Source organism: Rhizobium sp. Leaf262 (genome assembly GCF_001422245.1).
Classification (GTDB): domain Bacteria; phylum Pseudomonadota; class Alphaproteobacteria; order Rhizobiales; family Rhizobiaceae; genus Agrobacterium.
The window spans coordinates 135,436-147,608 of the sequence record NZ_LMMM01000018.1; the positions used below are offsets into that span (position 1 = coordinate 135,436).

The 12,173-nt window shown below is 56.0% G+C and carries 17 protein-coding genes; 3 read left to right on the forward strand and 14 right to left on the reverse strand.

Going from position 1 to position 12,173, the window contains the following annotated elements:
* Window positions 1-28: 28 nt before the first annotated feature.
* The 3 genes from tolQ to ASF29_RS18135 all read right to left on the reverse strand — a co-directional run bounded on the left by tolQ (window position 29) and on the right by ASF29_RS18135 (window position 2,157).
* Window positions 29-748: a protein TolQ gene (gene tolQ, locus ASF29_RS18125; RefSeq protein WP_062452057.1), complete on the reverse strand. Its 720-nt coding sequence runs from the start codon at window positions 746-748 to the stop codon at window positions 29-31.
* Window positions 749-1,008: 260 nt separating this feature from the next.
* Complete coding sequence (ybgC, locus tag ASF29_RS18130) at window positions 1,009-1,449, reverse strand: tol-pal system-associated acyl-CoA thioesterase (protein WP_062452058.1); 441 nt, start codon at window positions 1,447-1,449, stop codon at window positions 1,009-1,011.
* 186 nt (window positions 1,450-1,635) lie between these two features.
* Window positions 1,636-2,157 carry an NUDIX hydrolase gene (locus ASF29_RS18135; protein WP_062452059.1) on the reverse strand — a complete coding sequence of 174 codons (522 nt, stop codon included), beginning with the start codon at window positions 2,155-2,157 and terminating at the stop codon, window positions 1,636-1,638.
* Between the two features lie 77 nt (window positions 2,158-2,234).
* On the opposite strand from ASF29_RS18135, the gene ASF29_RS18140 reads away from it, so the two are divergent.
* The gene (locus ASF29_RS18140; protein WP_062452060.1) at window positions 2,235-2,828 is read left to right on the forward strand and encodes a hypothetical protein; all 594 of its coding nucleotides are present in this window, start codon (window positions 2,235-2,237) and stop codon (window positions 2,826-2,828) included.
* On the opposite strand, the gene ASF29_RS24470 is transcribed toward ASF29_RS18140, so the two are convergent.
* The 8 genes from ASF29_RS24470 to ruvC all read right to left on the reverse strand — a co-directional run bounded on the left by ASF29_RS24470 (window position 2,821) and on the right by ruvC (window position 7,429).
* Complete coding sequence (locus ASF29_RS24470) at window positions 2,821-3,132, reverse strand: hypothetical protein (protein ID WP_156462727.1); 312 nt, start codon at window positions 3,130-3,132, stop codon at window positions 2,821-2,823. The two genes, ASF29_RS18140 and ASF29_RS24470, sit on opposite strands and share 8 nt — an antisense overlap.
* 203 nt (window positions 3,133-3,335) lie before the next feature.
* A complete protein-coding gene (locus ASF29_RS18145) occupies window positions 3,336-3,554 on the reverse strand; it encodes a DUF2945 domain-containing protein (protein WP_062452061.1) in 219 nt (72 codons plus the stop codon).
* 50 nt (window positions 3,555-3,604) lie between these two features.
* Window positions 3,605-4,459 carry a metallophosphoesterase gene (locus ASF29_RS18150; protein ID WP_156462751.1) on the reverse strand — a complete coding sequence of 285 codons (855 nt, stop codon included), beginning with the start codon at window positions 4,457-4,459 and terminating at the stop codon, window positions 3,605-3,607.
* Between the two features lie 41 nt (window positions 4,460-4,500).
* Entirely contained in the window at window positions 4,501-5,541 is a 1,041-nt protein-coding gene (gene ruvB / locus ASF29_RS18155; protein WP_062452062.1) for a Holliday junction branch migration DNA helicase RuvB, read from the reverse strand.
* Entirely contained in the window at window positions 5,538-5,945 is a 408-nt protein-coding gene (locus ASF29_RS18160; protein WP_062452063.1) for a type II toxin-antitoxin system VapC family toxin, read from the reverse strand. The genes ruvB and ASF29_RS18160 overlap by 4 nt, the downstream gene beginning before the upstream one ends.
* Complete coding sequence (locus tag ASF29_RS18165; RefSeq protein WP_062452064.1) at window positions 5,942-6,220, reverse strand: AbrB/MazE/SpoVT family DNA-binding domain-containing protein; 279 nt, start codon at window positions 6,218-6,220, stop codon at window positions 5,942-5,944. Before ASF29_RS18165 ends, ASF29_RS18160 begins: the two co-directional genes overlap by 4 nt.
* Before the next feature lie 54 nt (window positions 6,221-6,274).
* Window positions 6,275-6,892, reverse strand: a complete 618-nt coding sequence (gene ruvA / locus ASF29_RS18170) for a Holliday junction branch migration protein RuvA (protein WP_062452065.1) — start codon at window positions 6,890-6,892, stop codon at window positions 6,275-6,277.
* A 24-nt stretch (window positions 6,893-6,916) separates the two neighbouring features.
* Entirely contained in the window at window positions 6,917-7,429 is a 513-nt protein-coding gene (gene ruvC, locus ASF29_RS18175; RefSeq protein WP_062452066.1) for a crossover junction endodeoxyribonuclease RuvC, read from the reverse strand.
* A gap of 243 nt (window positions 7,430-7,672) precedes the next feature.
* Here ruvC and ASF29_RS18180 point away from each other — a divergent pair, with 243 nt between their 5' ends.
* The gene (locus tag ASF29_RS18180) at window positions 7,673-8,674 is read left to right on the forward strand and encodes an LLM class flavin-dependent oxidoreductase (RefSeq protein WP_062452067.1); all 1,002 of its coding nucleotides are present in this window, start codon (window positions 7,673-7,675) and stop codon (window positions 8,672-8,674) included.
* Between the two features lie 28 nt (window positions 8,675-8,702).
* Here the strand turns inward: ASF29_RS18180 and ASF29_RS18185 are convergent, their stop codons facing one another.
* Window positions 8,703-9,398: a DUF3592 domain-containing protein gene (locus ASF29_RS18185; RefSeq protein WP_062452068.1), complete on the reverse strand. Its 696-nt coding sequence runs from the start codon at window positions 9,396-9,398 to the stop codon at window positions 8,703-8,705.
* Between the two features lie 159 nt (window positions 9,399-9,557).
* Window positions 9,558-10,304, reverse strand: a complete 747-nt coding sequence (locus tag ASF29_RS18190; RefSeq protein WP_062452396.1) for a YebC/PmpR family DNA-binding transcriptional regulator — start codon at window positions 10,302-10,304, stop codon at window positions 9,558-9,560.
* A gap of 232 nt (window positions 10,305-10,536) precedes the next feature.
* On the opposite strand from ASF29_RS18190, the gene ASF29_RS18195 reads away from it, so the two are divergent.
* Window positions 10,537-11,040 carry a pyridoxamine 5'-phosphate oxidase family protein gene (locus ASF29_RS18195; protein ID WP_062452069.1) on the forward strand — a complete coding sequence of 168 codons (504 nt, stop codon included), beginning with the start codon at window positions 10,537-10,539 and terminating at the stop codon, window positions 11,038-11,040.
* Window positions 11,041-11,064: 24 nt separating this feature from the next.
* Here ASF29_RS18195 and ASF29_RS18200 read toward each other — a convergent pair whose 3' ends face one another.
* On the reverse strand, window positions 11,065-11,919 hold the full coding sequence (locus ASF29_RS18200; RefSeq protein ID WP_082453558.1) for an MBL fold metallo-hydrolase: 855 nt from the start codon (window positions 11,917-11,919) through the stop codon (window positions 11,065-11,067).
* Window positions 11,920-12,173 lie beyond the last annotated feature (254 nt).

Consider the following 12,173-nt stretch of genomic DNA (forward strand, 5'->3'; position numbering starts at 1 on the left):
TGTTTACTCCACGCGTTCGGCGGCGCTGTTACTGCGCGGCCTGACGGGTTTGCAGCTTCTCATCGATCTGGCGCGAAAGGATGGCGGAAAACTCGTCCGCAAAACCTTCCATGCGCGCAGACAGCTTGTGCGCGTCCGCCGTGAACTTGTTGTAGGCGATAACCGCCGGAATAGCGGCAACGAGGCCGATGGCTGTCGCCAGAAGCGCTTCGGCGATACCCGGTGCCACGACGGCAAGGTTTGTAGACTTCGAACCGGCAATAGCCTGGAACGACGTCATGATGCCGATGACCGTACCGAACAGACCGATGAACGGACCCGCAGAGCCGATGGTCGCCAGCGAACCAAGCCGCGCTTCGAAGGTTTCACCTTCGCGTGCCATGGTCACGTCCATGGCACGGTCGATACGCATCTGAAGACCGATGGGAGACCGTGCACCACGCTCGAAGGACTTTTTCCATTCGCGCATCGCCGCCACGAAAATCGCGGCAAGGCCGCCATTCTGACGCTCGGAGAGGCTGCGATAGAGCTCTTCCAGAGACTGGCCGGACCAGAACACCTGTTCGAACTGGTCGAACTGACGCTTTGCCTTGCCGAAGGCGACATATTTATCGATGACGATGGCCCATGTCCAAACCGACGCGGCAAGAAGACCGATCATCACCATCTTGACGATGAGGCCAGCCTGCATGAACAGAGCCCAAAGACTTACGTCGTGCGTTGCCGCTGCCAAACCTGCCTGTTCCATAAAAATCCAATCCCCGAATCCAAACGCCCGGTGCATGACCGGGCGATCTAAACGCGCATCAACGCTTGAGGTCCCACGGAAACCGCCGATAACCCCTTGAGCCATGCCCCGATATTGCCATTACGCCTTACTTGCCGCTAAATTTGGTAAAAGGAAGGCGTGCGGCGCACAAATACCGAATGGTTAAGGTAGACTACATTATGGTTAAGAGAGTGTTACGAAATAGGCACTTTAAATAGGAACACGGTTATACCGTTTTCTTACTTCATGAATTTTTCAGCAATGGTATCCGGAAGCCTCCGGGGTCTTCCCTTGGCATTGATAACCGCAATGATCACTTTTGCGACAATAAGCAGTGTTTCACCGCGTCGTATTTCCTGATTAAGCACCACCTTGGCTCCGCCCGCCTTCTCGGTCAGCGTGGTTATGGTCAGTATATCATCCATCCGCGCCGGTGACTTGAAGTCGATCTCCATGCGGTGCACGACAAACACCAGTCCCTCCTCATCGGCCGTCAAAAGCGTGCTCTGCTCGCAACCGAGGCAACGCAGATAATCCGTGCGACCACGCTCCAGGAAATGCAGATAGCGGGCGTGATAAACAAGACCGGAGAAATCCGTGTCCTCGTAATAGACGCGCTGCGTGAGGCGATGACCATGTTCGATGAGTTCGCCGGAGAGTGAAACGGTGAGGTCGGTCATGTGGAGGTCCTTGGGAAGTTTCGTGCTTAGAGGGCCGCGGCACCGCCGCTACTTCCCTCATTCCTGTGCTCGTCACAGGAATCCAGCCAGTCCATGTCTATGGGCTGAAAAGAGTCGTATCGCCGCGCAGACGCGCGACGACTGGTTTCCTGTGACGAGCACAGGAAAGAGGGACGAGAGAATGCCTCATTTGTCATCCAGATTGCGGTCATCCCACACGACGTGTTGAACCGAGGCAGGAAGGTTCTCGATCTCACCCGCGATGAAATAGGGTGGAATATCCAGTTGCGTCAAGGCTTCGGTGGTGGCTCGTGCCCAGCGAAACTCCAGCGGGTGTTTTCCATCCTGCATGCGGTGGACGATGTTTTCCTCGTGGAAAGGGAACGTCTCGGGCAGGTCCATCAGGTAATAGAAACCAAGCTCGTGCCAGTCCTTGCCCTCGTAATGGAAGAAGTTCTCCACCACCCACAGCAACCGCCCGACCTTGGCCTCGACGCCAAGCTCTTCCACCATTTCCCGCGCCAGCGTGTCTTGCGATTGCTCCCCCATTTCCGCGCGACCGCCGGGAAAACTCCAGAATTTCTCATGCGTTGCCCTGTGCACCAGCACATGACCGTCGCGAAAGGCGATGCCTGCCACACGCATCTGGAAAATGCGCTTCGGCTTGAATTTCATACGGATACGGGTGTCTTCAGTCAAAAAATACATCCTTCTAACTCCGCCCAACGTTGGGATGGAAATACAAATATGTTAGTACGGTGATAAGAATACAGAGTGAGGACGAGATGGACGCTAGATATAATCTTAATGGAGGTTTTAAACCAACAGCTAAAAGATCGGCGGACATCGATGGGCCTGATTTCTTTCCGACGCCTGCGTGGGCAACTCAAGCTCTGGTTGATGTAGAGGTTTTCAAAGGAGAGATATGGGAGTGTGCTTGTGGCAACGGAGCGATGTCAGAAGTTTTAAAAAGAACTGGATGTGATGTCTACAGTTCGGATTTATATGATCGCGGATACGGCGACACTGGCATCGATTTTTTGACAGCAAAGAGGCAGTCGAACAACATCATCACTAACCCTCCGTATAACAGTGCTGAAGGATTTGTGAAGGCTGGTTTAGAAAAGGCTGGAGAAAAGGTGGCGCTGCTATTGCGCCTTGCTTTTTTAGAAGGTGCGGGCCGGAACACTTCTATCTTTAGTAAAACGCCTCCCTCAAGAGTATGGGTTTTCAGTGAACGTATTACATTTTATCCTTTAGACGCGGAAATAAGAGGATCTGGCACGACAGCATATGCTTGGTTCATCTGGGATAAAGCCCAAACGACCGCGCCTGAACTAAAATGGCTACCCCTTGGATACAAAAAAAAATTTAAATAAGTTTTTTCGCTTTCAAAACAGACAAGCCTAAGTTTGTAATTTTAATCCCATCGAGAGTTCGCTCAGCAAGCCCTTTTTTAAATATGCTGGTAGAGCTATTCTTGTGGGATATCACATTTCCCACTATCTGCTCCCATTTATGTTCGTTCGAACGGGTAGTTGACGGAATTAAATCCTCAGGAGACATTGGTCGATACTTAGGGAATTTTTCTTTTATTTCTGCGGTGCTAACCTCTCCGTTTGGAGATAACGCTGCAATTCTCAGAGCGACAAGGCGAGCTTCTGGCTCTCTTAACTTGGGCATAGCATAACCTTCACATCTAGCCGAATTTAACAGCCTTTATGTTTAGTCATGCAACTAAAGATTTCAAGTGCATTCTCAACTTACTGCATGTTATAATAGCACTCTTTAGTTATAAGAATAACCTATGCCAGTTTTGAAATCTTTATTCAGAGGATTTTCAAAAAAAAGCAAAAATTCGGTTCGCTCCAGAGTTATAAACAAAATCAATCGGCCTTTTCCAGTTCCGAATGGCTTTTCAGGACCTTGCCACCATCCTCTTGCTCGATGAGGTATGCCGGTTCGTCTTCACTGGCCTTGCGCTTGATGACGGAGCCCTCGATCTTGCGCTCGACGTCTTCGGTAAAGCTTTCGGCGACCTTGCCCTCGCCTTTGCCCGATCCCCATTTCCATTGAACCTTGGTGCCCTTGCGAAACTTCGTCATTTTACGCTCCTGAATAAAGAACGGAAATGACGCGTCGCCCGGATGGTTCCTCAGGCTTCGCCCAGATCGATCACCACGATCTCCGGCGGAGACATGAAGCGGACCGGCGCGATGGAGCAGCCGAGCCCGCCCGAGACGACGAGGTGCCTGTTCTCCTCGACCACATGGCCGTAGACGAAACGCTCGCCAAACCGGGATGGCACAGCCGGACGCCAGCCGAACAGATTGATCTGCCCGCCATGCGTATGGCCCGACAAGGTCAGCGAGACACGCTCCGGCACCTTCACGAAGATGTCCGGCTCATGTGCCAGCAGAATGACCGGCGCGTCATCGGTCACCTGCGCAAGCGTGCCGGACAGATCGTCCAGACCCGTCGTGCGGCGGCCGGTCAGATAGGCCCACTGATCTTCCAGCCCGGCGATCCAGAAGGGCTGGCTATCGGAACCGCATCGCACCGCCTGGTTGGAATGCGCTTGTATTCCGACGGCCCGCAAGGCCTGATGCGCAACGGTTTCTTTCAGCCGCAAACGCTGCGCTTCCGGGTCCTGCCACCAGTCGTGATTGCCGCAAACGGCATGCACGCCTTGCGGCGCTTTCAAGCCCGAGAGAGCCTTGGCCCAATCTTCCGGGGGAACCACACCCGTCACGAGCTTCATACCGGACATGTAATCGCCCAGCAGCAGCATGATATCGCCGCCCAGCGTGTTGGCGTAATCGCAAATCTTCGCAATCCGCTCGGCAGGCATCCACGGCTCGCAGGCGTGGAAATCCGCAAGTGCGACAATCCGCAGTTTTTGCCCCTTGGGCCAGCCGGGTGGAGTGATACGATATCGGGTGGTCGAAAGCCGCGCCAAAGGCTCGATGCCGCCGGCATAGGCACCCAACGAGACCAACCCCGCCGCCATGGTGGCAGCAGTCTTGAGCAATGCGCGACGGGTAATCACGATCAATCGTCCTCGAGCGTCAGGCGAAACTGCGCCGCCTCGATATCCTTTGGCGGCTGCATGCCCAGATGTTTCCACGCCGTTGCGGTCAAAATACGTCCGCGCGGCGTGCGCTGAATGAAACCCTGCTGAATCATGTAGGGCTCGATAATATCCTCGATGGCGTCACGCGGTTCGGATAGACCCGCCGCGATCGTCTCGATCCCCACCGGCCCGCCGCCGAAGTTGACGGCAATCATCGTCAGATAGCGCATGTCCAGCTGGTCGAGACCCATATTGTCCACCAGCAGCCGCGTCAGTGCCTCATCGGCAATCTGCCGTGTCACCGATTCCGCCCGCGCCACTTCGGCAAAATCGCGCACGCGCCGCAACAGCCGTCCGGCAATGCGCGGTGTTCCACGTGAACGACGAGCGATTTCGCGTGCACCCTCCTCCGTCATCGGCAATCCCATGATGCGCGCGCCGCGCCGCACGATCAGCTCCAACTCCTCGACGGTATAGAAAGACAGGCGGACTGGAATGCCGAAGCGATCCCGCAGCGGATTGGTCAAAAGACCAAGCCGCGTTGTGGCGGCAACAAGTGTGAATTTCGACAGATCGATCTTCACCGACCGCGCCGCAGGCCCTTCACCGATGATCAGATCCAGCTGAAAATCCTCCATCGCCGGATAGAGAATTTCCTCCACAGCCGGACTCAGACGGTGGATTTCATCGATAAACAGAACGTCGCGTTCTTCGAGATTGGTCAAAAGCGCCGCCAGATCACCCGCCTTGGCAATGACAGGCCCTGACGTCGACTTGAAGTTGACACCCAGCTCCTTGGCCATGATCTGCGCCAGCGTCGTCTTGCCAAGACCAGGAGGGCCGACGAACAGCACGTGGTCCAACGCCTCGCCCCGGTTCTTGGCCGCTTCGATAAAAATCTTGAGATTGGCCCGCGCTTCCGCCTGACCGGTAAAATCATCCAGCGTCTGCGGACGCAGCGTGGTATCAATGTCCTCGCCGCGCTTTTCCGAAGAAATCAGCCGTGCCGCCTCGCTCATGTCAGAAGTTCCATTCCGGGTATTTTTCGCGCTGCCTTTTGATCGAATGTATAGGTCGCCGTGCAGCCAGCCATTCTGTTCATTTCCGAAATAACGGCATCGGAAAAATCCGCACCGGAATTCCGGCAAATATCAATTGCGTTACCGATAACCTCATAGTCTGGCACTTCGATTTCGCGACGCTCAAGAATTGCCTGGACAAAATCCAGAACGGTACTTTTGGAGTAGCCATAAAACCGTTCCAACACCCATGCCGTTTCCATGATCACGACCACGCCCACGACAAGCGTGTCATTCTCTCCAAGCTTGTTGATGAAATTCATCACGCTGTCGCTTTGAACGGGATCGTCATTGACGGCGACACGCAGGAGAATATTCGTATCGATACCAAATCGACCGCTCATTCATCATCCTCGTTGCACAACGATTCCTCATAGGCTTTGGAAACAGCATAGCCGATAGCCGGGTTCATTTCGTCAATCGTCAGCTTTCTGCCGTTGGGCGGGGCACCCAGCAGGCCCGCCAAATCATTGAACGACTGGTTGCGCGGGACGACGACCATTTCGCGATTACGAACCCAGACGTAGCATTTGTCACCCGGCTTGATGTCGAGCTGATCTCGGACATTCTTGGGAACAGTCATTTGCCCCTTGGATGTAATGGTTGTCTGGAATCCCATAACGAGCAACTTTCTTACTTTTTCAAGATCGTAAGGAAAATAACACAGGCAGACCTACCGCGAAAGCTCCTTCAACCCCAGCCGGATCAGCTTGGCGCTATCTCCACCCTCGCCGCCATTCTTCAGCGCCGCAGCCACCGCATTGGCGGCCTGGTCGCGGGAATAGCCGAGATTGGTGAGTGCGGAGACGGCATCGGCAACGGGCGCAGAGGCTACCCCTTCGCCCAATTCCTGCTTGAGACCGATGGATGCAGACGCCTCGCCCGCAAAGGCGGGAGCCTTGTTGCGCAACTCGGTAACGATACGCACGGCCACTTTCGGGCCAACGCCCGGCGCACGCGAGACGACCACCTTGTCCTGAAGCGCGATGGCATTGGCGAGTTCAGATGGGGACAGCGTCGAAAGCACCGCCAGCGCCACCTTGGAGCCCACGCCCTGCACGCTCTGCAACAGGTTGAACCATTCGCGCTCCAAGGCGCTCATAAAGCCGAACAGCTTCAGCTGGTCTTCCCGCACATAGGTTTCGATGAAGAGAACGATTGCCTCGCCCGGGGAACCCAACCGCGACAGCGTGCGGGCCGAGCAATGGGCCACGTAGCAGACGCCATGGACATCGACGAGAACGTAATCGTCGCCGATTTCATCGATGGTGCCTTTGAGTTTTCCGATCATGGTAACGCCTGTGAAATGAGGAAATCAGCTTGCCGCCAGCACGCGGCGCATGCGCTCGCCTGCCCGGTTGTGCGCGTGGCAAATGGCGATGGCAAGCGCATCGGCAGCATCATTGCCCTTGAACTCTGCCTTGGGCATCAGAATTTTGAGCATCATGTGAATTTGCTGCTTTTCGCCATGTCCCACCCCGATCACGGCTTTCTTGACGGCATTCGGCGCATATTCCGCCACGGGCAGGCCAGCACGGGCCGGAACCAGCATGGCAATGCCGCGCGCCTGACCCAGCTTCAGCGTGGCCACCGCATCCTTGTTGACAAAGGTCTGCTCCACCGCCGCCTCATGCGGTTGATGGGAATGCACGATATCCGACAGGCCGTCATGCAACTGGCAAAGGCGCGAGGCCAGATCCATATCGCCGTCCGACGTCACTGTGCCGGAGGCCACGAAACGCAGGCTGTTGCCGAAGGTTTCGATGATACCCCAGCCCATTCGCCGCAGCCCGGGATCAATCCCGATAATTCGAATCGCATTTTGCATATGGCACCCTACCGTTCAGCGTCGAAACCTGCCAGCGATAAGTGAACAAAACGACAACATTCATCAGGAATGCCTGCTGGCTCGCCCGGGCAAACACGATGCGGCTGCAATATGTCGGCTGAAAATCGTTTCAGACTTGCACCAGTTTTTCTGATCCATCGTTCAATTCGACGCGATTGCACTGGCAAATCCGGCCACGAAACTTACATCTGATACAACTCAAAAACGCATCAGGAGCGTCCTATGATTCCTTTTTCCATTCTCGATCTGTCGCCCATCGGTGAAGGCGAGAACGCGAGCAAGGCGCTTGAAAATTCGCGCCGCATGGCGATCAAGGCTGAAGAACAGGGCTATGAACGCATATGGCTGGCCGAACATCACGGCATGCCCGGCATTGCCAGCGCCGCAACCTCCATCGTCATCGCCCATGTCGGTGCCGCCACTTCGCGCATTCGCGTCGGTTCCGGTGGCATCATGCTGCCCAACCATTCGCCACTCGTCATCGCCGAACAGTTCGGCACACTGGCTGCCCTGCTGCCGGGTCGTGTCGATCTCGGCCTCGGTCGCGCACCCGGCACGGATATGCGCACGGCACGCGCGCTGCGCCGTAATCTCGATGCAGTGGCTGAAAACTTCCCGCATGACATCATCGAGTTGCAGCAATATTTTGGTGCACCACAGCCCGATCAGGCAATCCTGTCTGTTCCCGGCATGAATTCCAACGTGCCGATCTGGCTGTTGGGATCGAGCACCTATAGCGCCCATCTGGCGGCAGCGCTCGGCCTGCCCTATTCGTTTGCATCCCACTTCGCGCCTGACATGTTGATGGACGCCATCGCGATCTACCGCGAACGTTTCCAGCCGTCGGCCACGCTCGCAAAGCCCTATGTCATGGTCGGCGTCATGGGCGTCGGTGCAGAAACCGATGCCGAGGCGGACCACCTTTTCACCTCCGCTCAACAGCAATTCGTCAATCTGCGAAAGAACGTCCGCACCCAGTTTCCACGTCCCGTGGACACCATGGACGATTACTGGAGCGACATGGAGCGCATGACGGTCGAGCATACGCTCAGATATGCCGTTGTCGGCTCTCATGCCACAGTCGAACATAAGCTGGGCGAGTTCCTGTCAGCAACCGGCGCAGATGAACTGATCATCTCGATGCCAGTCCACGACATTCAGAAACGACTTCGCTCCGTCGAGGTTTTCGCCGAAGTTCGAAGCGGCCTGAAACAAGCCGCCTGACCGAGCGAGCCCGAGAGCGACCCCGCGCTTAAGCGGGATCGCCGACGACGTCAGTGAGATCGATCATGTGACGGTCTGACGTTTTCGGGTCGATCAGGACCCGCAACTTGCGCCCCTGCAACTGCTCGGTGGGATCGACCCATATCGCGCCGCTTTCGTAGCGACGTATCCGCCCGGTTTGAGGGTCGGTCCCCTGCGCTACCACCCGAAACGGATTTGCTCCGTTGACCGAGACCTTCTCGTCAAGAAAAACATGCAGGAACTCTGCTTCGACGGGCTGCCCAAAGCGCAAAAGCCATGTCTCACGCCGCTTTTTGTAAACAGAAAACAGATGGATGCCGATACCGACCAAGGCGATCAGAACACCAAGGATCGTGAACATTCCGGGAAGAAAGTACCGTCCCATGAGATCGTTGACCAGCGCGTTCGATGGCGACTGCGGGTCGTAGAGAACCTCTACCGTATCCCCTTGTGAAAAACGTGGCGGGGACGAGTTGATCCTGTCCGCCATCTCCTGCTGTCGGCCTTGAGAATCGGTGAAACGAACAATGGCCGTATAGCTGCTTTCCCGCGTCTTGCGAACGACCTCCGAGACGACACCCTGCGCCGTCTGTGCCCGTTGAGCGAACTGGCTGTCCTGATAAAAAAAGAACGCGCCGACCCCGGCAAATACAAGGCCGAACACGGTAAATGCCCAGGCAATGAGTTTAATGGTTGCTTTCATGCCGAAAACCCTCTCCGGTTGATGAGGTCGAGATAGTGCGACTGAAAACTAAACCAAGGGTCGAAATAAATTTTTTTTGTGGTGAGCTATGATGCGCTCAAACAAAAGCCCCCGCGCATGACTGCGCAGGGGCCTGTAAATTCCTGAACGGCAGAAAAATCAGGCCGAAAGCTTGGCCATGATTTCCTCGGACACTTCGAAGTTGGAATAGACGCTCTGCACGTCGTCATCGTCTTCGAGGTTACCGATGAGCTTCATCAACGACTGTGCCTTTTCCTCATCGACTGGAACCGTGTTCTGCGGCTTCCAGATGGATTTGACGCTTTCGGCTTCGCCGAGAACGGCTTCCAGTGCCTTGGACACTTCGTTCATGGCCTCGAAACCACAGATGATGGTGTGGCCGTCTTCGCTGCTTTCAACGTCGTCGGCACCAGCCTCGATGGCAGCTTCCATCACCTTGTCGGCGTCACCGACGGAGGCCTTGTAGCTGATTTCGCCAACACGGTCGAAGGAGAACGAAACGGAGCCCGTTTCGCCCAGCGCGCCGCCAGCCTTGGTGAAGATCGAGCGAACGTTGGATGCCGTGCGGTTACGGTTGTCGGTCAGCGCTTCGACGATAACCGCAGTGCCGCCTGGACCGTAGCCTTCATAACGGACGTAATCGTAGTTTTCAGCATCGGCACCGGACGCCTTCTTGATGGCGCGGTCGATATTGTCCTTCGGCATCGACTGCGCCTTGGCGTTCTGAACCGCCAGACGCAACGCCGCATTCATGCTCACATCCGGCAGACCGGACTTGGCAGCAACGGTGATTTCACGCGCGAGTTTGGAGAACATCTTCGAACGGATCGAATCCTGTTTTCCCTTGCGATGCATGATGTTCTTGAACTGTGAATGGCCAGCCATGGCACCCCTGATCGGATCGTTTGTTTGGATTGCGGTGCTTATAAGTGCGATGGCCCGGCTGTTCAAGCCCACATGCCACTCTTCTCGCAACGCCTTGAGGTGGTTCCGCTTAACAAGGCAACGCTTTAGGGAACTGAAATGTACTCTCCTCGTTTGGTTACCAGTACGCAAACGGGCAGCCTTGCCCGATTGCTAGTGGACGATAACAAGAACCGTGAAGGAGACACATTCAATGGTCAGTCTGAGTGAAGCACGCGACGCCCCTGCCCGTCAGCTTTGGGACGAAATCAATTCCGTGCATGCCGGGATGCTCGGCCTTGAGGGCCTCCACAACCACATGCAGCCCATGGCGCCCCACGCTGATCCAAAGACCAACACGATCTGGTTTTACTCGAAGAAAGATTCGCAACTGGTCCAGTCGCTGAAGTCGGGTGCCCGCGCCCATTTCTGCGTCGTCGGCAAGGATCACGATTACCATGCCTGCCTCTCCGGCAAGCTGGAAGCACGTGACGACAAGACCAAGATCGACGAGTACTGGAACTCGGTGACTGCGGCTTGGTACGAACATGGTAAGAGCGATCCTCAGCTGACGATGCTTGCGCTTCACGTCGATGATGCCGAAATCTGGGCCTCCACCGACAGCACGCTGAAATTCGGCTGGGAAATCGCCAAGGCCAATATGTCGGATGACAAGACACCCGACGTCGGCGTGCGCCAGCACCTCACCTTCGCATAAGACCACTCCCCGCCGGTCGCAATCTCACATGCCCTGTGGCACGAGGATTTGCGGCTGGCGGGGAAGGTTTCTCATCGATACGGTGATGACGGGGCTATTCGCATAAGCGATCTGGAACTGCGGTCCGAATGTCACCAGAAACTGCTCGAGCGCACTCGGCTGGTGCATGGGCAGGATCAGCGCGGAGCGAAGCCGCTTGACGATCCGGCTCATACTGTCGGAACCCATGGTCAACCCACCATCGACCGGCACCATCAAAATATCCAGACGCCCGATTTCGGCATATTGCGTTTCCGTCAGTTCATAATGCAGATGACCCAGATGCCCAATGCAGAGGCCCGCGACTTCGAAAATGAAGATGGAATTGCCATCCTTCTGCAACAACCCGCCGCCGCCCCAGCGGTTGCGAATATCAGACGTGACGTTGCGGATATAGACATCCCCCACCTGCACCTTATGCTCGGCCTTCTCGCCCGGCACATCGCTCCAGCCATGCAACACATATTTGATCGCCGGGTCCGGGTGCAGCGTGTAATGCGTGGAATGCGCATTGTTCATCGTCACCACGGTTGGCGTGACGGGCGGGCGATAGACGCCATTATAATCCGTGGCGATCGTCACACCTTCGGGTGACGTGATCAAAAATGTCGAGTGCCCGATATACTGGATCTGCACCTCTTCCTTGGCACTGGCCTGCGCCAGTTGGACCCCGGATGGCTGGAAGCTGGCAAAGGTAACACCCGGCATCGTCTGGGCAATCGCCTGACACTGGCTGATGGGCGGGCGGTTGGCGGTAGGAGGACGGCTGGGCTGCTGGGCCGAAGCGGCACCGGCCACCAAAAGCCCTGACAATGCGAGCATGAGCATGCGAAGCATCAACACCACTCCCACAAACGAGATGAGTGCGGGCAGGATGCGGCACGGTGGGAGGATCGTCCAGATGCAAGAGAAGGACGACGCTCACAATGTCGTCATTGGGGGTGGAGCTATTGAGGTCGGTGGGTGTGGTTTACTCCCCTCTGCCCTGCCGGGCATCTCCCCCACAAGGAGGGAGATCGACTCGTGGTTAGCTCTCGGCCATCTTGAACGTGGCAGATTGGGCAGCAATCGTGCGCCGAGCCGATCTCCCCACC

Bases quoted from the DNA above. Each gene is read 5' to 3' on its own strand.
- tolQ (WP_062452057.1), bottom strand. From the start codon at position 748: ATGGAACAGGCAGGTTTGGCAGCGGCAACGCACGACGTAAGTCTTTGG.
- ybgC (WP_062452058.1), bottom strand. From the start codon at position 1,449: ATGACCGACCTCACCGTTTCACTCTCCGGCGAACTCATCGAACATGGT.
- ASF29_RS18135 (WP_062452059.1), bottom strand. From the start codon at position 2,157: ATGTATTTTTTGACTGAAGACACCCGTATCCGTATGAAATTCAAGCCG.
- ASF29_RS18140 (WP_062452060.1), top strand. From the start codon at position 2,235: ATGGACGCTAGATATAATCTTAATGGAGGTTTTAAACCAACAGCTAAA.
- ASF29_RS24470 (WP_156462727.1), bottom strand. From the start codon at position 3,132: ATGCCCAAGTTAAGAGAGCCAGAAGCTCGCCTTGTCGCTCTGAGAATT.
- ASF29_RS18145 (WP_062452061.1), bottom strand. From the start codon at position 3,554: ATGACGAAGTTTCGCAAGGGCACCAAGGTTCAATGGAAATGGGGATCG.
- ASF29_RS18150 (WP_156462751.1), bottom strand. From the start codon at position 4,459: ATGGCGGCGGGGTTGGTCTCGTTGGGTGCCTATGCCGGCGGCATCGAG.
- ruvB (WP_062452062.1), bottom strand. From the start codon at position 5,541: ATGAGCGAGGCGGCACGGCTGATTTCTTCGGAAAAGCGCGGCGAGGAC.
- ASF29_RS18160 (WP_062452063.1), bottom strand. From the start codon at position 5,945: ATGAGCGGTCGATTTGGTATCGATACGAATATTCTCCTGCGTGTCGCC.
- ASF29_RS18165 (WP_062452064.1), bottom strand. From the start codon at position 6,220: ATGGGATTCCAGACAACCATTACATCCAAGGGGCAAATGACTGTTCCC.
- ruvA (WP_062452065.1), bottom strand. From the start codon at position 6,892: ATGATCGGAAAACTCAAAGGCACCATCGATGAAATCGGCGACGATTAC.
- ruvC (WP_062452066.1), bottom strand. From the start codon at position 7,429: ATGCAAAATGCGATTCGAATTATCGGGATTGATCCCGGGCTGCGGCGA.
- ASF29_RS18180 (WP_062452067.1), top strand. From the start codon at position 7,673: ATGATTCCTTTTTCCATTCTCGATCTGTCGCCCATCGGTGAAGGCGAG.
- ASF29_RS18185 (WP_062452068.1), bottom strand. From the start codon at position 9,398: ATGAAAGCAACCATTAAACTCATTGCCTGGGCATTTACCGTGTTCGGC.
- ASF29_RS18190 (WP_062452396.1), bottom strand. From the start codon at position 10,304: ATGGCTGGCCATTCACAGTTCAAGAACATCATGCATCGCAAGGGAAAA.
- ASF29_RS18195 (WP_062452069.1), top strand. From the start codon at position 10,537: ATGGTCAGTCTGAGTGAAGCACGCGACGCCCCTGCCCGTCAGCTTTGG.